The organism is Brevibacterium moorei (assembly GCF_024580735.1).
In the GTDB taxonomy this organism is placed as follows: Bacteria; Actinomycetota; Actinomycetes; order Actinomycetales; family Brevibacteriaceae; genus Brevibacterium; species Brevibacterium moorei.
Genome location: NZ_JANIJX010000013.1, coordinates 37,693 through 56,061, shown reverse-complemented (window position 1 = coordinate 56,061; position 18,369 = coordinate 37,693). Strand labels below are relative to the sequence as shown.

General features: G+C 65.3%; 28 protein-coding genes. 2 read left to right on the top strand and 26 right to left on the bottom strand.

What is annotated here, in order from left to right:
* Nucleotides 1-144: 144 nt before the first annotated feature.
* Nucleotides 145-717: a biliverdin-producing heme oxygenase gene (locus tag NQ034_RS09790; protein WP_257048588.1), complete on the bottom strand. Its 573-nt coding sequence runs from the start codon at nt 715-717 to the stop codon at nt 145-147.
* Nucleotides 718-860: 143 nt separating this feature from the next.
* Between NQ034_RS09790 and NQ034_RS09785 the strand changes: the two genes are divergently transcribed.
* The gene (locus tag NQ034_RS09785) at nt 861-2,045 is read left to right on the top strand and encodes an NAD(P)/FAD-dependent oxidoreductase (RefSeq protein WP_257048587.1); all 1,185 of its coding nucleotides are present in this window, start codon (nt 861-863) and stop codon (nt 2,043-2,045) included.
* Nucleotides 2,046-2,171: 126 nt separating this feature from the next.
* On the opposite strand, the gene NQ034_RS09780 is transcribed toward NQ034_RS09785, so the two are convergent.
* Together NQ034_RS09780 and glyA are read right to left on the bottom strand one after the other, a co-directional pair.
* Nucleotides 2,172-3,056 (bottom strand): bifunctional methylenetetrahydrofolate dehydrogenase/methenyltetrahydrofolate cyclohydrolase, encoded by an 885-nt coding sequence (locus NQ034_RS09780; RefSeq protein WP_257048586.1) that lies wholly within the window; start codon nt 3,054-3,056, stop codon nt 2,172-2,174.
* On the bottom strand, nt 3,056-4,339 hold the full coding sequence (glyA, locus tag NQ034_RS09775) for a serine hydroxymethyltransferase (RefSeq protein WP_257048585.1): 1,284 nt from the start codon (nt 4,337-4,339) through the stop codon (nt 3,056-3,058). The genes NQ034_RS09780 and glyA overlap by 1 nt, the downstream gene beginning before the upstream one ends.
* Nucleotides 4,340-4,510: 171 nt before the next feature.
* Here glyA and purU point away from each other — a divergent pair, with 171 nt between their 5' ends.
* Nucleotides 4,511-5,383, top strand: coding sequence for a formyltetrahydrofolate deformylase (purU, locus tag NQ034_RS09770; RefSeq protein WP_257048583.1), 873 nt, complete (start codon nt 4,511-4,513; stop codon nt 5,381-5,383).
* A 234-nt stretch (nt 5,384-5,617) separates the two neighbouring features.
* Here the strand turns inward: purU and rplQ are convergent, their stop codons facing one another.
* The 23 genes from rplQ to rplV form a co-directional block, all read right to left on the bottom strand.
* On the bottom strand, nt 5,618-6,124 hold the full coding sequence (gene rplQ / locus NQ034_RS09765; RefSeq protein ID WP_257048581.1) for a 50S ribosomal protein L17: 507 nt from the start codon (nt 6,122-6,124) through the stop codon (nt 5,618-5,620).
* A gap of 21 nt (nt 6,125-6,145) precedes the next feature.
* Entirely contained in the window at nt 6,146-7,144 is a 999-nt protein-coding gene (locus NQ034_RS09760) for a DNA-directed RNA polymerase subunit alpha (RefSeq protein WP_257048580.1), read from the bottom strand.
* Between the two features lie 95 nt (nt 7,145-7,239).
* Entirely contained in the window at nt 7,240-7,647 is a 408-nt protein-coding gene (rpsK, locus tag NQ034_RS09755; RefSeq protein ID WP_257048579.1) for a 30S ribosomal protein S11, read from the bottom strand.
* 29 nt (nt 7,648-7,676) lie between these two features.
* Nucleotides 7,677-8,045 carry a 30S ribosomal protein S13 gene (rpsM, locus tag NQ034_RS09750; RefSeq protein ID WP_257048578.1) on the bottom strand — a complete coding sequence of 123 codons (369 nt, stop codon included), beginning with the start codon at nt 8,043-8,045 and terminating at the stop codon, nt 7,677-7,679.
* A gap of 315 nt (nt 8,046-8,360) precedes the next feature.
* Nucleotides 8,361-8,474 carry a 50S ribosomal protein L36 gene (gene rpmJ, locus NQ034_RS09745; RefSeq protein WP_257048577.1) on the bottom strand — a complete coding sequence of 38 codons (114 nt, stop codon included), beginning with the start codon at nt 8,472-8,474 and terminating at the stop codon, nt 8,361-8,363.
* 81 nt (nt 8,475-8,555) lie between these two features.
* Nucleotides 8,556-8,777: a translation initiation factor IF-1 gene (gene infA / locus NQ034_RS09740; protein ID WP_257048576.1), complete on the bottom strand. Its 222-nt coding sequence runs from the start codon at nt 8,775-8,777 to the stop codon at nt 8,556-8,558.
* Between the two features lie 246 nt (nt 8,778-9,023).
* Entirely contained in the window at nt 9,024-9,848 is an 825-nt protein-coding gene (gene map / locus NQ034_RS09735) for a type I methionyl aminopeptidase (RefSeq protein ID WP_257048574.1), read from the bottom strand.
* Nucleotides 9,848-10,411, bottom strand: a complete 564-nt coding sequence (locus tag NQ034_RS09730; protein WP_257048573.1) for an adenylate kinase — start codon at nt 10,409-10,411, stop codon at nt 9,848-9,850. The genes map and NQ034_RS09730 overlap by 1 nt, the downstream gene beginning before the upstream one ends.
* A gap of 81 nt (nt 10,412-10,492) precedes the next feature.
* Nucleotides 10,493-11,788 (bottom strand): preprotein translocase subunit SecY, encoded by a 1,296-nt coding sequence (gene secY, locus NQ034_RS09725; RefSeq protein ID WP_257048572.1) that lies wholly within the window; start codon nt 11,786-11,788, stop codon nt 10,493-10,495.
* A 283-nt stretch (nt 11,789-12,071) separates the two neighbouring features.
* Entirely contained in the window at nt 12,072-12,524 is a 453-nt protein-coding gene (gene rplO, locus NQ034_RS09720; protein WP_257048571.1) for a 50S ribosomal protein L15, read from the bottom strand.
* 2 nt (nt 12,525-12,526) lie between these two features.
* Complete coding sequence (gene rpmD, locus NQ034_RS09715) at nt 12,527-12,709, bottom strand: 50S ribosomal protein L30 (RefSeq protein ID WP_257048570.1); 183 nt, start codon at nt 12,707-12,709, stop codon at nt 12,527-12,529.
* Complete coding sequence (gene rpsE / locus NQ034_RS09710) at nt 12,709-13,365, bottom strand: 30S ribosomal protein S5 (RefSeq protein WP_257048569.1); 657 nt, start codon at nt 13,363-13,365, stop codon at nt 12,709-12,711. Before rpsE ends, rpmD begins: the two co-directional genes overlap by 1 nt.
* On the bottom strand, nt 13,362-13,742 hold the full coding sequence (rplR, locus tag NQ034_RS09705; protein ID WP_257048568.1) for a 50S ribosomal protein L18: 381 nt from the start codon (nt 13,740-13,742) through the stop codon (nt 13,362-13,364). The genes rpsE and rplR overlap by 4 nt, the downstream gene beginning before the upstream one ends.
* 2 nt (nt 13,743-13,744) lie before the next feature.
* The gene (gene rplF / locus NQ034_RS09700) at nt 13,745-14,281 is read right to left on the bottom strand and encodes a 50S ribosomal protein L6 (RefSeq protein WP_257048567.1); all 537 of its coding nucleotides are present in this window, start codon (nt 14,279-14,281) and stop codon (nt 13,745-13,747) included.
* Nucleotides 14,282-14,298: 17 nt separating this feature from the next.
* A complete protein-coding gene (rpsH, locus tag NQ034_RS09695) occupies nt 14,299-14,697 on the bottom strand; it encodes a 30S ribosomal protein S8 (protein WP_257048566.1) in 399 nt (132 codons plus the stop codon).
* Between the two features lie 64 nt (nt 14,698-14,761).
* A complete protein-coding gene (rplE, locus tag NQ034_RS09690) occupies nt 14,762-15,328 on the bottom strand; it encodes a 50S ribosomal protein L5 (protein ID WP_257048564.1) in 567 nt (188 codons plus the stop codon).
* The gene (gene rplX / locus NQ034_RS09685) at nt 15,328-15,705 is read right to left on the bottom strand and encodes a 50S ribosomal protein L24 (RefSeq protein ID WP_257048563.1); all 378 of its coding nucleotides are present in this window, start codon (nt 15,703-15,705) and stop codon (nt 15,328-15,330) included. Before rplX ends, rplE begins: the two co-directional genes overlap by 1 nt.
* Nucleotides 15,706-15,707: 2 nt before the next feature.
* A complete protein-coding gene (gene rplN, locus NQ034_RS09680; protein WP_257048561.1) occupies nt 15,708-16,076 on the bottom strand; it encodes a 50S ribosomal protein L14 in 369 nt (122 codons plus the stop codon).
* A 149-nt stretch (nt 16,077-16,225) separates the two neighbouring features.
* Nucleotides 16,226-16,501 (bottom strand): 30S ribosomal protein S17, encoded by a 276-nt coding sequence (gene rpsQ, locus NQ034_RS09675; RefSeq protein ID WP_257048560.1) that lies wholly within the window; start codon nt 16,499-16,501, stop codon nt 16,226-16,228.
* Nucleotides 16,501-16,752, bottom strand: a complete 252-nt coding sequence (gene rpmC, locus NQ034_RS09670; protein WP_306427979.1) for a 50S ribosomal protein L29 — start codon at nt 16,750-16,752, stop codon at nt 16,501-16,503. The genes rpsQ and rpmC overlap by 1 nt, the downstream gene beginning before the upstream one ends.
* Before the next feature lie 2 nt (nt 16,753-16,754).
* Entirely contained in the window at nt 16,755-17,171 is a 417-nt protein-coding gene (gene rplP / locus NQ034_RS09665) for a 50S ribosomal protein L16 (protein ID WP_257048559.1), read from the bottom strand.
* A gap of 3 nt (nt 17,172-17,174) precedes the next feature.
* Nucleotides 17,175-17,978 carry a 30S ribosomal protein S3 gene (gene rpsC, locus NQ034_RS09660; protein WP_257048558.1) on the bottom strand — a complete coding sequence of 268 codons (804 nt, stop codon included), beginning with the start codon at nt 17,976-17,978 and terminating at the stop codon, nt 17,175-17,177.
* Nucleotides 17,978-18,346: a 50S ribosomal protein L22 gene (gene rplV, locus NQ034_RS09655; RefSeq protein ID WP_257048556.1), complete on the bottom strand. Its 369-nt coding sequence runs from the start codon at nt 18,344-18,346 to the stop codon at nt 17,978-17,980. Before rplV ends, rpsC begins: the two co-directional genes overlap by 1 nt.
* Nucleotides 18,347-18,369 lie beyond the last annotated feature (23 nt).

Below are 18,369 nucleotides of genomic sequence, written 5' to 3'. Positions count from 1 at the left end.
TGCCGATTTGAGGCACAGCCCACACATGTAGTCAATACACATACTACGAGGTCAGGCGGCCATGCCGCGGGCCACGCCCAGGTCGTGGAACACCGCCTGGTTGAGCTTGTAGCCCAGGGCGGCCTCCTCGATGAAGGCGTCTTGCTACTCCGGGGTCAGTGCCGCAGAATCCAGGCGGTCACGGTAACCGTCCTTGAACACCTTGGGCTTGGAGATATCGGGGAAGGTATACATATTGAGCGCCTCTGAGTCCACACCGTAATGCCGACCCACCAGGCGGGCGATCGCCAGGCCACCGGACAGATCTCCCATATAGCGCAGGTAGTGATGGGCCAGCAGGCGTTCGGCCGGTAGACCCGAACGGATCCGTTCCGCCAGGGCAACGGTCGCCGGCACCGGGCGGGGCGCGCCGCGGTCGTCCCCGGCCAGGACGTGCAGGTCCGCGTTGATCGCGGCCACGCGCTCCAGTCCGTCGTCATGGAAGGCCGCGATCACCGGATCTGCCGAGCGCACGCGGACCTCCGCCTCCAGGGCCGCGTAAATCACCGCATATTGTTCGAGCAGGGCGATATACGCATCCGTGTCCAGGTTGCCCTTCATCAGCTCCACGATGAACGATTCCGATTCCGCATTGCGGTGCGGCTCCATCGTGGTCTCCCGCAGGCGGCGGGAGAAGCGGGATTCCTGCACTGGCTGGTCGCTGAGCGTCTGAGTCATGATCGTTCCTTAGGGTCGGTGGCAACTAAGCTTAGGTCACACTTATCTATTTTGCATCCGTGTTCCGTGAACGCCGGCCGAGGCCGCTCACGGGTTGGAACAGCAGCGGCCTGCACCGTGCCCGCGCCCGGTAACGTAGTCGTATGAGCTCAGCTATCGTGATCGGCGGAGGCATCGCGGGAGCCGCCACCGCATTCGAACTGGCCGCCCGCGGCATCCGGACCACCCTGATCGACGCCGGCGACACCGGCCAGGCCACTGCCGCCAGCGCCGGGATCCTGCAACCATGGTCCAGTTCCGTGACCGGGGACTTCTACCGCCTGTACTCCCACGGAGCCGCACACTACCCCGGACTGCTGGAACGCCTGGCAGGCCGGGACATCCACACGACCTCCTTCGCACGCACCGGCGGCCTCTTCGTGTCCCGCGACGAATCCACCGTCGCCACCGCCCTGGAACGGACCCTGGCGCGCAAGGACGCGGGCGAGGAGCTGATCGGCGATGCCAGGATGCTCAGCTCCACGCAGCTGCAGGAAATGTTCCCGCCCCTGGCCGCGGGCCTCACGGGATTCGTGGTCCCCGGTGGCGGGCACGTCGACGGGCGGGTCTTCCGCGATGCGCTGCTCGACGCGGCGGTGAGCCTGGGAGCACAGGTGATCCGCGGGCGCGCCGAACTCGGAGCGGGTCTCGGAGCGGCCGGCGCTGAACAGGCGGAGGCAAGCACAGCGGGGGCCGTCACGGTGCACCCGCCGGCAGGGGCCTCGGCCACGGCGGGCAGTGCGCAGCAGGCCACGAGAGGCACTGCCGATCGGGCCCAGGTCCTGCACGCCGATGCGATCGTCGTCGCCTCGGGCGCCTGGACCAATGCGCTGCTGGCACCCTTGGGCATCGAGGTGCCCCTGCACCCGCAGCGCGGACAGATCACCCACCTGCGCGTCGAGGGCGTGAACACCTCGGGCTGGCCCAGCGTCCACATGGGCGATCACTACCTGGTGGCCTTCGGCGATTCCCGCGTGGCCGTGGGCGCCACCCGCGAGCACGAGGCCGGCTTCGACCCGCGCGTCACCGCCGCCGGCCAGCTGTCCGTCCTGGCCAAGGCCCTGGACGTGGCGCCCGGCCTGGCCGACGCCACCCTGATCGAAACCCGCGTGGGGCTGCGGCCCTACCCCGACGCGGAACTCCCCCTGTTCGGCAGGCTCGCCGACAGGCTGTACCTGGCCACCGGGTTCGGCGCGGGCGGACTGACCATGGGGCCATACATCGGCTCGCTCGTGGCCCGGGCCGTGGCCGAAGACGCCCAGGTCGAAGCCGCGACCGTGGGCTCCTGAGGGCATACCAGGGCACAACAATGGGCAGTCACTTCGGTCTGGTTTCCGGGGGTGGAACCAGACCAAAGTGACTGCCCATTGAAGGAGGACCTGCCCAGAGCGGGAGGCCAGCCCATTGCGCGACGTTCAGTCCTGCACGGTGCGCTCCGCGGCCTCGACCACGTTCGTCATCAGCAGGGCGACCGTCATCGGACCCACGCCGCCGGGGTTAGGCGACAGGTAGCCCGCGACATCCGCCACGGCCGGCTCGACATCGCCGAAGACCTTGGATTTGCCGGTCTCCGGATCCGTCTCACGTGTGACGCCCACGTCCAGCACCGCGGCACCGGGCTTGACGTCGGCGGCCTTGACCAGGTGCTTCACCCCGGCCGAGGCCACGATCACGTCGGCCTGCTTGAGGTACTTCGGCAGGTCCACCGTGCCCGTATGCGTCAGCGTGACGGTCGCGTTGATCTCCCGGCGGGTCAGCAGCAGGCCGATCGACCGGCCAATCGTCACGCCGCGGCCCACGACCACCACGTGCTTGCCCTTGAGGTCGTAGTCGTTGCGCAACAGCAGCTCGATCACCCCGCGCGGCGTGCACGGCAGCGGGGAGGTGATCGGCGCATTGACGTTGAGCACCAGCTTGCCCAGGTTCGTCGGGTGCAGCCCGTCGGCGTCCTTGGCCGGATCGATCCGTTCCAGGATCGCGTCCGTGTCCAGGTGCTTGGGCAGGGGCAGCTGCACGATGAACCCGTGGCAGGTGGGGTCGGCGTTGAGCTCGTCGATCAGCGCCTCGACCTGTTCCTGCGTGGCATCGGCCGGCAGTTCGCGTTGGATCGAGTTCATCCCGATCGCCACGGACTGCTTGTGCTTCATCCCCACGTACAGCTGCGACGCCGGGTCCGCGCCCACCAGCACGGTCGCGATCCCCGGGGTCACGCCCTTCGCCTTGAGTGCTGCGATGCGTTCGGCCAGCTCCGCCTTGATCGCCTTGGACGCCTCGCGCCCGTCCAGTCTCACAGCCGTCATCAGTACTGCTTCAGCCCCTCGTACAGCGGGAAGTCGGCAGCGATCTTATCGACCCGCTTGCGCAGCGCCACCGGGTCGGCACCCGGCTTGAGCGCCTGCGCGATGATGTCGGCGACCTCGGCGAATTCGTTGTCGCCCAGCCCGCGCGTGGCCAGCGCCGGCGTGCCGATCCGCAGGCCCGAGGTGACCCGCGGCGGGCGCGGATCGAAGGGCACCGCATTGCGATTGACGGTGATGCCGACCTCGTGCAGCAGATCTTCGGCCTGCTGGCCGTCCAGATCCGAGTTGCGCAGGTCGACCAGCACCAGGTGGGTGTCGGTGCCCTCGGTCAGGACGGACACGCCGTTGGCGGTCACGTCCGGTTCCAGCAGGCGCTCGGCGATGATCTTCGCACCGCGCAGCGTGCGCTCCTGACGCTCCTTGAACGCCTCCGAGGCCGCGATCTTGAAGGCGATCGCCTTCGCCGCGACCACGTGCATGAGCGGGCCGCCCTGCTGGCCGGGGAACACAGCGGAGTTCAGCTTCTTCGCATTGTCCGGGTTCTTCGACAGGATGAAGCCCGAACGCGGGCCGCCGATCGTCTTGTGCACGGTAGAGGACACGACATCGGCGTACTCGACGGGGTTCGGGTGCAGCCCGGCGGCCACCAGGCCGGCGAAGTGCGCCATATCGACCCACAGGGTCGCGCCGATTTCGTCGGCGATGTCGCGGAAGGCCTGGAAGTCCAGCTGGCGGGGGTAGGCCGACCAGCCCGCGACGATCACCTTGGGACGGTGCTCCAGAGCGGTTTCGCGCACCTTGTCCATATCGATCCGGTGCGTGGTCGCGTCCACCTTGTAGGAGGACACATCGTAGAGCCGGCCGGAGAAGTTGATCTTCATGCCGTGGGTCAGGTGGCCGCCGTGGGACAGGTCCAGACCCAACAGCCCGTCGCCGGCCTTGGCGAAGGCGTGCATGACGGCCGCGTTGGCCTGCGCGCCGGAGTGCGGCTGAACATTGGCGTACTCCGCGCCGAACAGGCTCTTGGCCCGGTCGATCGCCAGTTCCTCGGCCACGTCGACGAACTCGCAGCCACCGTAGTAGCGCTTGCCCGGGTAGCCCTCCGCGTACTTATTGGTCAGCACCGAGCCCTGCGCCTGGAGCACCGCGCGGGGCACGAAATTCTCCGAGGCGATCATTTCCAGGGTGGTCTGCTGCCGGTTGAGTTCTTTGTCCAGCACCGCGGCGATCTCGGGATCGACCACGTCCAGCGGCGCATTGAACAGGTTATTGGAATCGGTCATGAAGTTTTCCTCTTGTGTGGGGCTCACGACACCGCTGTTGAGGGCGGCAGCCGCTCACGGTATTGGCTACACGGGCGACTCCCCCAGGTTATCAGCGCACAGGATGTGGGGCCTGCGGTGGCCGTCATCCGGGCACTGCGACCGGCCGAAGTGTGGCGGTAAAATCGGACCATGTCTGAAACCCTCGAACCCACCATTTCCCCCACGAACTGGACGCTGAGCATTTCGTGCCCTGACCGCGCCGGCATCGTGCACGCGGTCTCCGGCGCCCTGCTGCGCCTGGACGCCAACATCACCGAATCGCGCCAGTACGGCTCGCCCGACTCCCAACAGTTCTTCCTGCGCATCGAGTTCGAGGCCGATGCCACCGCCGATGACATCCACGCCGCCCTGGCCGCTGACGCCAAGCGCCTGCAGCTCGACGTCAAGCTGGCACCCACCGGCCGCAAGATGCGCACGCTCATCATGGCCTCGAAGACGGGGCACTGCCTCAACCAGCTGTTGTTCGAACACGCTAACGGCGGCCTGCCGATCGAACCGGTCGCGGTGCTGAGCAACCACCCGGACCTGGCGCCGATGGCCGAGTTCTACGGGGTGCCCTTCCACCACGTGCCGGCGACCCCGGAGACCAAGGAGGCCGCCGAGGCCGCACTGCTGCAGCTGGTCGACGACCTGGACGTGGAGCTGGTGGTACTGGCCCGCTACATGCAGGTGCTCTCCCCCGCGCTGTGCCAGAAAATGAGCGGACGGATCATCAACATCCACCACTCGTTCCTGCCCGGCTTCAAAGGTGCCAAGCCGTACCAGCGCGCGCACGCCCGCGGGGTCAAGCTGATCGGCGCGACGGCCCACTACGTCACGGCGGACCTGGACGAGGGCCCGATCATCGAACAGGACGTCACCCGGGTGACCCACGCGCAGACCAATGCGGATTTCGTCCGGGCGGGCTCGGAAATCGAGGCCTCGGTCCTGGCCCGCGCAGTCAACTGGCATGCGCAGGGCCGCGTGATCCGCGACGGCCAGCGCACGGTCGTCTTCGCCTAAGGGTCCTGGCAAGTTTGGGCGGTCTGTTTCAGATTGGGCGGTTTGAACGGCCCAATCTGAAACAGACCGCCCAAACTTCGCCGCGCGCCCAGCGTCTCCGGGCCCCGCACTCAGCGCCACACGCTCCGGACGCGCAGAAGGGGCCGGCCCACCTTGCGGTGGACCGGCCCCTTCTCTGCGAAGCTGGGGTGAAGCTACGTCAAGACTGAGCCCGACGCAGGCCTCAGATCAGCGTCACTTGGCCTCTTCGGCTGCCTCGGTGGCTTCGGCCTGGGCCTCGTCCTCCTGGGCACCGGACTCGACGTCGGCTTCCACGGCGGGGGCTTCGGCAGCTGCATCGGCGACTGCTTCGGCTTCCTTCACGGTGGCCTGCTTGGGCGAGTAGGGCTCCAGCACCAGTTCGATCACGGCCATGGGCGCGTTGTCACCCTTGCGGGGACCGATCTTCGTGATGCGGGTGTAGCCACCCGGACGTTCGGCAACGGCCGGAGCGATCGAGGTGAAGAGCTCGTGCACGATGCTCTTGTCCGTGATCGACTTCAGCACGCGGCGGCGCGCGGCCAGGTCGCCCTGCTTGGCGAAGGTCACCAGGCGTTCGGCCACCGGACGCAGGCGCTTGGCCTTGGTCACCGTGGTCTTGATGGACTTGTTTTCAAAGAGCTGGGCTGCCAGGTTGTTGAGCATCGCCCGCTCGTGCGCCGGGGATCCGCCGAGGCGGGGACCCTTGGTAGGCGTAGGCATGGGTAAATCTCCTTGGAATTCTTAGAACTGCTCGTCTTCGACGAACGCGTCGTCGTCTGCGGGGGCGTCTTCACCGAAGCCGGCGGGGCTGTCCTTGAGGCTGAGGTTGAGCTCGGCGAGCTTCTCCTTGACCTCGTCGATGGACTTCGAACCGAAGTTGCGGATGTCCATGAGGTCCGCCTCTGACCGGGCAACGAGTTCGCCGACCGTGTGGATGCCCTCGCGCTTCAGGCAGTTGTAGGACCGGACCGTCAGGTCCAGATCCTCAATGGCCAGCGCCAGGTCCGCAGCCATGGCTGCGTCCACCGGCGACGGGCCGATCTCAATGCCCTCCGCTTCGACGTTCAGTTCCCGGGCGAGCCCGAAGAGTTCGACCAGCGTCTTGCCCGCGGACGCCAGGGCGTCGCGCGGAACGATGGACGGCTTGGTCTCAACGTCGACGATGAGACGATCGAAGTCGGTCCGCTGTTCGACGCGGGTCGCCTCGACCTTGTAAGTCACCTTCATAACCGGCGAGTAGATGGAGTCGACCGGGATCCGGCCGATCTCCGCATCGGGGTTCTTGTTCTGCGCCGAGGACACATAACCGCGACCGCGTTCGATCGTCAGTTCCATGTCCAGCGAAGCGGACTCGTTCAGCGTTGCGATGAACAGATCCGGGTTGTGGATCTCAACGCCACCGGGAGCCGAGATATCGGCAGCCGTGACGATGCCGGGGCCCTGCTTGCGCAGGTAGGCCACGACGGGCTCATCGAATTCCGAAGACACGACAAGGGACTTGAGGTTAAGAAGGAATTCGGTGACGTCTTCCTTCACACCGGGCACGGTGGTGAACTCGTGCAGAACACCGTCGACGCGGACACTGGTGACAGCTGCACCAGGAATCGACGACAGCAGAGTGCGACGCAGCGAGTTGCCGAGGGTGTAGCCGAAGCCCGGTTCCAGCGGTTCGATGACGAAACGGGAACGGTATTCGGAGACGACCTCTTCCGTGAGCGTGGGGCGCTGTGCAATGAGCACGTGGGCTTCCTTTCAGCGAGCATCCGCTATATGACGCTCGCAATGCCAGAGAGTGAGAACTCTAAACGCTTGCGGTGATTAGTGCTGGGGCGTTCTCAGCCGCGGCGACGCTTCGGGGGACGGCAACCGTTGTGCGGCACCGGGGTGACGTCCTGGATCGTGCCCAGTTCCAGGCCGGTGGCCTGCAGCGAGCGGATCGCGGTCTCACGGCCCGAACCCGGGCCCTTGACGAAGACGTCGACCTTCTTCAGGCCGTGTTCCTGCGCGCGGCGGGCAGCGGATTCCGCGGCCATCTGAGCGGCATAGGGGGTCGACTTGCGCGAACCCTTGAAGCCGACCTCGCCGGACGAGGCCCAGGAGATGACGGCACCGGTCGAGTCGGTGATCGACACGATGGTGTTGTTGAAGGTGGACTTGATGTGAGCCTGGCCGTTGACTACGTTCTTCCGGTCCTTGCGGCGAGGCTTACGCGCAGCAGCGACAGCGCGAGACTTGGGAGGCATGTGTGATTCTCCTGATCGAACCTGAGGGTTTACTTCTTCTTACCGGCGACGGTGCGCTTCGGACCCTTGCGGGTACGGGCGTTCGTCTTGGTACGCTGGCCGCGGACGGGCAGGCCACGACGGTGGCGCAGGCCCTGGTAGCTGCCGATTTCGATCTTGCGGCGAATGTCGGCTGCGACCTCGCGGCGGAGGTCACCTTCAACCTTGAACGTGCCCTCGATGTAGTCGCGCAGACGCACGAGCTCATCGTCGGTCAGGTCCTTCACACGGGTGTCGGGGCTGACACCGGTCTCCGTCAGGGTCTGGCTCGCACGAGTGCGGCCCACACCGAAAATGTATGTCAGGGCGATTTCCACGCGCTTCTCACGCGGGAGATCGACTCCGGCAAGACGTGCCATTATTTCTCCAGTTGTTTGTATCGAAGGTGCTTACTCAGGCCTGTCCGGTCCGGAGCGCAGCCCGTGTGGGCCCGTCTTCCGGCCTGGTCCCCGGCCTTCGAACCGGGGGTGTCGTCCCGTGCAATTCGTCCATGCATCCCGGGGCGAAGGCCCTGGGGTGCTCTGGAAGGTTGTGCGCGGGGGTCGAGACCTGCTTGGGTGTGGTCTCACCGTCTCCCTGCCGCTCGCCCCACCACCGGTTATCGGCGGCCGAGGTCACTGTGGGTCGGGTGCGAACCGTCTGATCTGCGAAAGCTTGGGTCCGGAGGTCCGGACTCAGCCCTGACGCTGCTTGTGGCGCGGGTTCGTGCAGATCACCATGACGCGCGAGTTGCGGCGGATGACCTTGCAGTTGTCGCAGATCCTCTTGACGCTAGGCTTTACCTTCATAGCTGTTCCTTTGTTCCACGCTCAAATCCCCACTGGCTGCAAGCCCGCGGGGATCGGACGCGAAATTGTCGAAAAGATCTTTTACTTGTACCGGTAGACGATACGTCCGCGCGACAGGTCGTAGGGAGACAGCTCCACCACGACACGGTCTTCGGGAAGGATGCGGATGTAATGCTGGCGCATCTTTCCGGAGATGTGCGCGAGCACCAGGTGGCCGTTGCTCAGCTCGACCCGGAACGATGCGTTCGGGAGAGCTTCGACGACGGTGCCCTCGATCTCAATGACCCCTTCTTTTTTGGCCATATCGACTGGTTACCCCATTTTCTCGCAGACCTACTGCGTTTGGATCGCGTCGCGGGCGATCACCCGCCCGCTTCTACCGTGGTCTGCGCACCCATCGCCCCGGCGAACCAAAGGCATGACGAAGTCCACAGACCAAAACACCACTGTACACGCCCCTTCCCCCCGATGACAAGAGCGCCCGGCCCCTATGGCCTATGGCGTGCACCACGCATAGACCGGAGGGGCCGGGCCACGAGCCACGGGCGATTAGAGCGGGACCGGGGTGATGCCGTAGGGCGCCAGCCCCGCGAGACCCCCGTCCTCCTCCGTGAGCACCCAGATGCCACCGGCATGACGGGCCACCGTGTTCTCCCAGTGGCTGGCGCGCTTGCCGTCGACGGTCTTGACCGTCCAGTCGTCTTCGAGCGTGACCGTTTCGATGCCGCCGGCGGTGAGCATGGGCTCCACGCACAACACCATGCCGGTCTTCACCCGTGGGCCCTGGTTCGAGGCCGCGAAGTTCAGCACCTCGGGTTCCATGTGCATGGCGGTGCCGATCCCATGACCGGTGAACTCCTCCACCAGGCCCAGATCGGGGACGTTCTCCGTGGCATAGGCATCGATCGCATTGCCGATGTCGCCGACCCGCCGGGCCGTGGCGAAAGCGGCGATACCCGCCCACATCGCGGCCTCGGTCGCATCGGAGAGTCGCTGATCAGCCGGGTCGGCGTGCTGCGGCCCGCCCACGATCATCGTGAAGGCGGAGTCCCCGTGCCAACCGTCGACGATCGCCCCACCGTCGATCGACACCAGGTCGCCGTCGGCCAGCACGTAATCGTCTGGGATGCCGTGGACCACGGTGTCGTTGACGGAGATGCACACGGTCGCGGGATAGCCGTAGTAACCCAGGAAGTTCGGCGTCGCACCCGCGTCCGCGATCGCCTTGGCCGCGGCCGCGTCCACATCCCTCGTCGTATTGCCGGCCACACAAACGGCGCGGGCCGCCTCGAGGGCGGCCCGCGTCACCAGACCCGCGCGACGCATCGCGCGGATCTGATCGTCCGTTTTCAGCTGGACGTGTGATCCGAACATCAGGCCTGCAGAGCCTTCAGCAGACGATCCGTGACCTCGTCGATCTCGCCCAGTCCGTCGACCTGCTTGAGCAGGCCGCGGTCGGCGTAGATCGTCGTCAGCGGCTGCGTTTCGGCCGCGTAGACGTCCAGCCGGTGCCGGATGACGTCCTCGGTATCGTCGGAGCGACCCTGGATCTGCGCGCGGGCCAGCAGCCGCCCGACCACCTCGTCGGTGTCCGCGGTGAGTTCGACGACCGCGTCCAACGCGACGTCGGCCGCAGCCAGCATCTTGTCGAGTTCGTCGACCTGGGCCGCAGTGCGCGGGTACCCGTCGAGCAGGAAGCCGCTCTTCGCGTCGTCCTGGCCCAGCCGGTCGGCGACCATCTTGTTGGTCACCTCGTCCGGGACGTATTCACCTGCGTCCATATAGCGCTTGGCCAGCTTGCCCAGCTCGGTTTCGCCTTTGACATTGGCACGGAAGATGTCACCGGTGGAGATCGCCGGGATGTGCAGGGCCTCCTGCAGCCGAGCGGCCTGGGTGCCCTTGCCGGCCCCGGGCGGGCCGATCAGGATGATGCGCATGGTGTGTCCCTCCTTGAGGATCGGGGATTGTGTGGAAAACCAGAAGGGCGCGGCGACCAGGAGGGCCGCCGCGCCTGCGGGCTACTTCAGCAGGCCCTCGTAGTGGCGCTGTTGCAGCTGCGAATCGATCTGCTTGACCGTCTCCAAGCCGACGCCCACCACGATCAGCAGCGAGGTACCGCCGAACGGGAAGTTCTGATTCGCGTCGATCAGGATGAAGGCGATCAGTGGCAGTGCCGCGACGAAGGCCAGGTAGATGGACCCTGGGAAGGTGATCCGGTTGAGCACGAAGCTCAAGTACCTGGCGGTGGGATTGCCGGCGCGGATGCCTGGAACGAAGCCACCGTACTTCTTCATATTGTCCGCGACTTCCTCCGGGTTGAAGGAGATCGCCACGTAGAAGAACGCGAAGAAGACGATGAGCACCAGGTAGATCGTGATGTACAGCGGGTGATCGCCCTTTGTCAGGTACGTCTGGATCCACTGCACCCAGCCGGACTGGGGGTCGCCGAACTGTGCGATCAGGCTGGGCAGGTACAGGATCGAGCTGGCGAAGATGACCGGGATGACACCGGCCTGGTTGACCTTGATCGGGATGTAGGTCGAGGTGCCGCCGAACATCCGGCGGCCCACCATGCGCTTGGCGTATTGGACGGGGATTCGGCGCTGGGACTGTTCGACGAAGACCACCAGGGCGACCACTGCCAGGCCCACGATCACGACGATCGCGAAGACGTCGATGCCCTTGGACTGCAGGATCGAGCCGAAGGCGGACGGGAAGCCCGCTGCGACCGAGGTGAAGATCATCAGCGACATGCCGTTGCCGATGCCGCGTTCGGTGATCTGCTCGCCCATCCACATGATCAGGGCCGTGCCGGCCGTCAGGGTCAGGATGATGACGACGATGTTCCACCACTGATCGTCGGGGATCAGGTTGTCGCAGCCGGCCTGGTTGCCGAACAGCGCGCCGGTGCGCACCGTGGTCACCAGGGTGGTGGCGTTGAGGATCGCCAGGCCGATCGTCATGTACCGGGTGTACTGGGTCAGTTTGCCCTGCCCGGAAGCGCCCTCTTTGTGCAGGGCCTCGAACCGGGGGATCACCACGCGCAGCAGCTGGGTGATGATGCTGGCGGTGATATAGGGCATGATGCCCAGGGCGAAGATCGACAGCTGCAGTAGCGCGCCGCCACTGAACAGGTTGATCATCGCGAACGCGCCTGTCTCCGCGGAGGCGATGCAGGCCTTGACGGCCTCGTAGTCGACTCCGGGTGCAGGGATGAAGCACCCCACGCGGTACAGAACGATTACACCGAGGGTGAAGAGGAGTTTGTTCCTCAGATCGGGCGTCTTGAATGCCCGCCCAATTGCGCCGAGCAAGCGTCCTCCAAACTTTGGTCGACGTCAGTGCGCCGATGGTGGTGTCCGCGCCACACCCCTGCTTGGGCGCGCGACACGGTGAAACATGAATGCCAGGTTGAACCCTACCAGCTTTAAGGCATGCCTTATGAACCGGGCCGGTTCGCTGAGACAGGGCCGCGGGCCCCAGCGGGGCGCGAGCCCTGAATGCACGCGGGGGAGGATACCGAATCCGGTATCCTCCCCCGCGTCACTTACGCTGAGAGCACGAGCCCGCGGCTCGGTGAGTCGCAGGTGATGCGTCTCACGCGGCCGTGGTCGATCCGCCCGCGGCGTTGATCTTCTCAACGGCGCTGGCCGAGAACTTCGTGGCCGTGACATCCAGCTTGACGGTGATCTCACCGTCGCCCAGGACCTTCACCGGCTGGTTGGGGCGCACAGCGCCCTTGGCAACCAGGTCGGCGATCGTCACGGTGCCGCCCTCGGGGAACAGGGTGGAGAGCTTGTCCAGGTTCACGACCTGGAAGACCACCTTGTTCGGGTTCTTGAAGCCACGCAGCTTCGGCAGACGCATGTGCAGCGGCGTCTGGCCACCTTCGAAGCCGTGGGGCACCTGGTAACGGGCCTTCGTGCCCTTGGTGCCGCGACCGGCCGTCTTACCCTTCGAGCCCTCACCGCGACCCACGCGGGTCTTGGCCTTGTTCGAGCCCGGGGCGGGACGAAGGTTGTGGAGCTTAAGAGCGCGTTCTTCCGCCATGATCAGTCCACCTCTTCCGTCTTGACCAGGTGGCGAACGACGTTCAGCAGTCCGCGGACCGAGGGCGAATCCTCACGCACAACCGAGGCGTGCGGGTGATTCAGGCCCAGGGTCTTCAGGGTTTCGCGCTGGTTGCGCTTGCCACCGATACCCGACTTGATCTGAGTAATCTTGAGCTTTGCCATCAGGCCTTCGCCCCCGTTTCAGCAGCCGCACGCAGCAGAGCGTGCGGAGCGACCTCGTCCACGGGCAGGCCACGGCGAGCCGCGACCTCTTCGGGACGCTCGAGGCCCTTGAGGGCCGCGATGGTCGCGTGCACGATGTTGATCGCGTTCGACGAACCGAGCGACTTCGACAGGATGTCGGAGATGCCGGCGCAGTCGAGGACGGCGCGCACCGGACCACCGGCGATAACACCGGTACCGGGAGCGGCCGGACGCAGCAGCACGACGCCGGCAGCGGCCTCGCCCTGCACGGGGTGCGGGATCGTCTTGCGGACGCGGGGGACGCGGAAGAAGTTCTTCTTCGCCTCCTCGACGCCCTTGGCGATGGCCGCGGGAACTTCCTTGGCCTTGCCGTAACCGACGCCGACCATGCCCTCACCGTCGCCCACGACGACCAGAGCCGTGAAGGAGAACCGACGTCCGCCCTTGACGACCTTGGACACGCGGTTGATGGTCACAACGTGTTCGATGAACTGGTTGCGGTCGTCGCGGTCACCACGGTTGCCGCGACCACGGCCACCGTCGTTGCCGCGGCCACGGCCGCGGCCCTGACCCTTGCGGTCTTCGTTCTTCGCAGCGGAATCGTTGTTCTGCTGCTGGGTTTCTTCAGCGCTCACAGGGACAGCCCTCCTTCACGAGCTCCTTCGGCGACGGCCTGCACACGGCCGTGGTAGGCGTTTCCACCGCGGTCGAAGACCACGGCTTCCACGCCGGCGGCCTTGGCCCGTTCGGCGACGCGGGCGCCGACCTGACGTGCCTTGGCGGTCTTATCGCCGTCGAACGTCCGCATGTCGGCTTCCATCGTCGAGGCCGAGGCAACGGTGTTGCCCACGGTGTCGTCGATGACCTGGACGAAGACGTGACGCGAAGAGCGGGTGACGACCAGACGCGGACGTGCCGGCGTACCGGAGATGTGCTTGCGCAGGCGTGCATGACGGCGCGCACGAGCGGCCGCCTTGCCCTTGCCGTAGCGCTTCTTGATACCAAAGGCCATGGTTACTTACCAGCCTTTCCAACCTTGCGGCGTACAACTTCGCCGGCATAACGCACACCCTTGCCCTTGTAGGGTTCGGGCTTGCGCAGCTTCCGGATGTTTGCTGCGACCTCGCCGACCTGCTGCTTATCAGCGCCGGAGACGGCGACCTTGGTCTGGCCGTCAACGCTCAACGTGATGCCTGCCGGCGGTTCCACGGTGATCGAGTGGCTGTAACCCAGGGCGAATTCGAGGTTCGCACCCTTCGCCTGCACGCGGTAACCGGTGCCGACGATTTCGAGCTTCTTCTCGTAGCCCTCCGTCACGCCGATGATGGCGTTCTGGATGAGCGTACGGGTCAGGCCGTGCAGCGAACGCGATTCGCGCTCGTCGTTCGGGCGCGACACGGTGATGATGTTGTCGTCGATCGACACGGTGATCGGGTCGGCGACCCGAACGTGCAGTTCGGCCTTCGCGCCCTTCACATCGACCTGCGAGCCGTTGAGCTTGACCTCAACGCCGGCCGGGATGGAGATCGGCTGCTTGCCAATACGTGACATTGTGCTTTCCCCTTCCTTTACCAGACGTAGGCGAGGACTTCCCCACCCACGCCCTTCTTGGCCGCTTGCTTGTCGGTCAGCAGACCGGAGGACGTCGACAGGATCGCGATGCCCAGGCCGCCCAGAACCTTCGGGAGGTTCGTGGACTTCGCGTAAACGCGCAGACCGGGCTTCGAGACGCGCTTGAGGCCGGCGATCGAACGTTCGCGGTTGGGGCCGAACTTCAGATCGAGCGACAGGGTCTTGCCGACCTCGGCGTCTGCGACGCTGTAGTCGGAGATGTAACCCTCCGCCTTGAGGATTTCAGCGATGTTCACCTTCAGCTTGGAAGAAGGCATGCTGACATCCTCGTGGTACGCCGAATTGGCGTTGCGCAGACGCGTAAGCATGTCTGCGACGGGATCAGTCATAGTCATTGGGCTGATGCCCTTCCTCGTTGTGGTTTCCTCCGACGGCGTCGGCGGACCTGCAACGTAGTGGTCAGTTGGTCTTGAACGGGAAGCCCAGGTGGCGCAGCAGCGCCCGGCCCTCGTCGTCGGTCTTCGCCGTGGTCACCACGGTGATGTCCATGCCGCGCACGCGATCGATCGAATCCTGATCGATTTCGTGGAACATCGACTGTTCGCTCAGACCGAACGTGTAGTTGCCGTTACCGTCGAACTGCTGGTCCGACAGGCCGCGGAAGTCGCGGATACGGGGCAGCGCCAGGCTGACCACGCGGTCCAGGAACTCCCACATGCGGGCGTTGCGCATCGTGACGTGCGCGCCGATGGCCTGGCCCTCACGCAGCTTGAACTGCGCGATGGACTTCTTGGCCCGGGTGACGACCGGCTTCTGACCCGTGATCAGGGTCAGGTCGCGGATCGCGCCCTCGATCAGCTTCGAATCACGTGCGGCTTCGCCGACGCCCATGTTCACGACGACCTTGACAAGGCCGGGAACCTGCATCGGGTTGGCGTAGTTGAACTCATCCTGCAGCTTCGCGACGATATCGTCGCGGTAGACCTGCTTGAGGCGGGGCTGCGGACGGGAAACGGTCTCAGTCATCAGATCTCCTCCCCGGTGCGGCGCGAGATGCGAACGCGCACGGTCTTCTGCTTACCGTCGCGGTCGACGACCTCTTCGCGGTAGCCCACGCGGGTCGGCTTCTTGTCCTTGGGATCGACGAGCATGACGTTCGACGCGTGGATCGGGGCCTCGACGACCTCGATGCCGCCGGCCGTCGCACCCGAGGCCGTCTGCTGCGGCTTCTTGTGCTTGGTCACGCGGTTGATGCCCTCGACGAGGACGCGGTTGCGCTCCGGGAACACGGCCAGGACCTTGCCCTGCTTGCCGCGATCGCCACCGCGCGACTGGCGCGCGCCGGAGATGACCTGAACCAGGTCACCCTTCTTGATGTGCATTTTCACCTTATTGGCTGCCATTCTCACAACACCTCCGGTGCGAGCGAGACGATACGCATGAACTTCTTGTCACGGAGTTCACGGCCGACCGGCCCGAAGATGCGGGTACCACGGGGTTCGCCGTCGGCCTTGAGGATGACGGCTGCGTTCTCGTCGAATGCGATGTAGGAACCGTCCTTGCGGCGGGTTTCCTTCTTCGTCCGGACGATGACGGCCTTGACCACATCGCCCTTCTTGACGTTACCGCCCGGGATGGCGTCCTTGACGGTGGCGACGATGGTGTCGCCGATGCCGGCCGAGTTACGGCCGGAACCGCCCAGAACCCGAATGGTAAGGATTTCCTTAGCCCCGGTGTTGTCAGCGACTTTGAGTCGCGACTCCTGCTGGATCACTAGTTTTCTCCTGTCGTCGCGCTGGTTCTCATGTGCATGAGCCTTGCGGAACGGTTATTGACACAAAAATGCCCCAACCCCCGGGTCCCGGTAGCCGCCGCGGAAGAGGCGGGACCGGGAGGGACCCCGGGGGATGCAACCTTTTTAGTTTACTTGGCGCGCTCGACGATTTCCAGCAGACGGAACCGCTTGGTTGCCGAAAGCGGGCGGGTTTCCGTCACAGTGACGAGATCGCCGATGCCGGCATCGTTGTTCTCGTCGTGCACCTTGTACTTCGTGGTCGTACGCATGACCTTGCCGTACAGGTGGTGCTTCTTGCGGTCCTCGACCTCGACGACGATGGTCTTGTCCATCTTGTCGGAGACGACGTAACCGCGCATCACCTTGCGGCTGTTGCGCACGGGTGCGGTGGTCTCTTCAGCCATCACTTACCCTCTTCCTTGGCATCGGCCGGGTTGGGACGGATCGACAGTTCGCGTTCGCGCAGAACCGTGTAGATCCGGGCGATGTCGCGGCGCACGGCCTTGAGGCGACCGTTGTTCTCCAGCTGGCCGGTGGCCGACTGGAAACGCAGGTTGAACAGCTCGGCCTTGGCCTTCTTCAGCTCTTCGTTCAGACGAGCGTTGTCGTAGCCGTCGAGCACGTCCATGGACAGGTCCTTCGAACCTACTGCCATTGTCACTCACCACCTTCACGGGACACGATGCGGGCTTTCAGCGGAAGCTTGTGGACCGCCAGGCGCAGGGCCTCGCGGGCGACTTCCTCGGACACACCGGCGAGTTCGAACAGAACCCGGCCCGGCTTGACGTTCGCGACCCACCATTCGGGCGAACCCTTACCGGAACCCATGCGGGTTTCGGCGGGGCGCTTGGTCAGCGGGCGGTCCGGGTAGATGTTGATCCAGACCTTGCCGCCACGCTTGATGTGGCGGGTCATCGCGATACGGGCTGCCTCGATCTGACGGTTCGTCACATAGGCGCCCTCAAGGGCCTGGATACCCCAGTCACCGAAGGTGACCTCGGTACCACCCTTGGCAACGCCACCGCGCTTGGGGTGGTGCTGCTTGCGGTACTTCACACGACGCGGGATGAGCACGTGTCAGCCCTCCGATCCGGCCGCGGCAGGAGCCTCGGCGCTCTGTTCGGTCTTCTTCGCTGCGGGCGCGCCCTGGTGTCCGCGACCGCGGCCACCACGGCCACGCCCACGGCCGGCACCGCGGGGTCCGCGGTTCGGAGCGGCTGCCTCGGCGGCGGCCAGTTCCTTGTCGGTCAGGTCGCCCTTGTAGATCCACACCTTCACGCCGATCCGGCCGAAGGTTGTGTGGGCCTCGTAGAAGCCGTAGTCGATGTTCGCACGCAGGGTGTGCAGCGGCACGCGACCCTCGCGGTAGAACTCGGAACGGCTCATTTCGGCTCCACCCAGACGGCCGGAGCACTGCACGCGGATGCCCTTGGCGCCGGCCCGCTGAGCGGACTGGATGGCCTTGCGCATCGCGCGGCGGAAGGCCACACGGCTGGCGAGCTGTTCGGCAACGCCCTGGGCGACCAGCTGAGCATCGATCTCGGGGTTCTTGACCTCGAGGATGTTCAGCTGGATCTGCTTGCCCGTGAGCTTCTCGAGCTGACCGCGCAGGCGGTCGGCTTCCGTGCCACGACGGCCGATCACAATGCCCGGACGGGCGGTGTGGATGTCGACGCGGACGCGGTCGCGGGTGCGCTCGATGTTGACGCGGGACAGGCCCGCGCGCTCGAGGTTCTGCGTCAGCATCTTGCGGATCTTGGCGTCTTCACCGACGTAGTCGGCGTAGCGCTGACCCGGCTTGTTCGAGTCCGCGAACCACTTCGACTTGTGGTCGGTGGTGATACCGAGGCGGAACCCGTTCGGATTGATCTTCTGACCCATCAGGCCTCACCCTTCTCTTCCGCGCCATCGGACAGAACCACGGTGATGTGGCTCGTGCGCTTGTTGATGCGGAAGGCGCGGCCCTGGGCGCGCGGCTGGAACCGCTTCATGGTGGGTCCCTCGTCGACGAAGATCTCCGAGATGACCAGATTGTTCTCATCGAAGGCGGTACCGAGCTTGTCGGCCTGCTGACGCGCGTTGGCGATGCCGGACGCGACAAGCTTGCGGACGGGCTCGGAGGCCCCCTGCTCTGCAAATTTCAGGACCGCCAGAGCTTCGGTTGCCTGCTGACCACGAACGAGGTCAACGACACGCCGAGCCTTCTGGGGCGTAACACGCACGAAGCGTGCCTTTGCCTTGGCTTCCATCGTTTCCTACTTTCTAATCGATG

Excerpts from the sequence above, each read along its gene's own strand:
- NQ034_RS09790 (WP_257048588.1), bottom strand. The coding sequence starts at position 717 with ATGACTCAGACGCTCAGCGACCAGCCAGTGCAGGAATCCCGCTTCTCC.
- NQ034_RS09785 (WP_257048587.1), top strand. The coding sequence starts at position 861 with ATGAGCTCAGCTATCGTGATCGGCGGAGGCATCGCGGGAGCCGCCACC.
- NQ034_RS09780 (WP_257048586.1), bottom strand. The coding sequence starts at position 3,056 with ATGACGGCTGTGAGACTGGACGGGCGCGAGGCGTCCAAGGCGATCAAG.
- glyA (WP_257048585.1), bottom strand. The coding sequence starts at position 4,339 with ATGACCGATTCCAATAACCTGTTCAATGCGCCGCTGGACGTGGTCGAT.
- purU (WP_257048583.1), top strand. The coding sequence starts at position 4,511 with ATGTCTGAAACCCTCGAACCCACCATTTCCCCCACGAACTGGACGCTG.
- rplQ (WP_257048581.1), bottom strand. The coding sequence starts at position 6,124 with ATGCCTACGCCTACCAAGGGTCCCCGCCTCGGCGGATCCCCGGCGCAC.
- rpsK (WP_257048579.1), bottom strand. The coding sequence starts at position 7,647 with ATGCCTCCCAAGTCTCGCGCTGTCGCTGCTGCGCGTAAGCCTCGCCGC.
- rpsM (WP_257048578.1), bottom strand. The coding sequence starts at position 8,045 with ATGGCACGTCTTGCCGGAGTCGATCTCCCGCGTGAGAAGCGCGTGGAA.
- rpmJ (WP_257048577.1), bottom strand. The coding sequence starts at position 8,474 with ATGAAGGTAAAGCCTAGCGTCAAGAGGATCTGCGACAACTGCAAGGTC.
- infA (WP_257048576.1), bottom strand. The coding sequence starts at position 8,777 with ATGGCCAAAAAAGAAGGGGTCATTGAGATCGAGGGCACCGTCGTCGAA.
- map (WP_257048574.1), bottom strand. The coding sequence starts at position 9,848 with ATGTTCGGATCACACGTCCAGCTGAAAACGGACGATCAGATCCGCGCG.
- NQ034_RS09730 (WP_257048573.1), bottom strand. The coding sequence starts at position 10,411 with ATGCGCATCATCCTGATCGGCCCGCCCGGGGCCGGCAAGGGCACCCAG.
- rplO (WP_257048571.1), bottom strand. The coding sequence starts at position 12,524 with ATGGCGGAAGAACGCGCTCTTAAGCTCCACAACCTTCGTCCCGCCCCG.
- rpmD (WP_257048570.1), bottom strand. The coding sequence starts at position 12,709 with ATGGCAAAGCTCAAGATTACTCAGATCAAGTCGGGTATCGGTGGCAAG.
- rplR (WP_257048568.1), bottom strand. The coding sequence starts at position 13,742 with ATGGCCTTTGGTATCAAGAAGCGCTACGGCAAGGGCAAGGCGGCCGCT.
- rplF (WP_257048567.1), bottom strand. The coding sequence starts at position 14,281 with ATGTCACGTATTGGCAAGCAGCCGATCTCCATCCCGGCCGGCGTTGAG.
- rpsH (WP_257048566.1), bottom strand. The coding sequence starts at position 14,697 with ATGACTATGACTGATCCCGTCGCAGACATGCTTACGCGTCTGCGCAAC.
- rplE (WP_257048564.1), bottom strand. The coding sequence starts at position 15,328 with ATGACTGAGACCGTTTCCCGTCCGCAGCCCCGCCTCAAGCAGGTCTAC.
- rplX (WP_257048563.1), bottom strand. The coding sequence starts at position 15,705 with ATGGCAGCCAATAAGGTGAAAATGCACATCAAGAAGGGTGACCTGGTT.
- rpsQ (WP_257048560.1), bottom strand. The coding sequence starts at position 16,501 with ATGGCTGAAGAGACCACCGCACCCGTGCGCAACAGCCGCAAGGTGATG.
- rpmC (WP_306427979.1), bottom strand. The coding sequence starts at position 16,752 with ATGGCAGTAGGTTCGAAGGACCTGTCCATGGACGTGCTCGACGGCTAC.
- rpsC (WP_257048558.1), bottom strand. The coding sequence starts at position 17,978 with ATGGGTCAGAAGATCAATCCGAACGGGTTCCGCCTCGGTATCACCACC.
- rplV (WP_257048556.1), bottom strand. The coding sequence starts at position 18,346 with ATGGAAGCCAAGGCAAAGGCACGCTTCGTGCGTGTTACGCCCCAGAAG.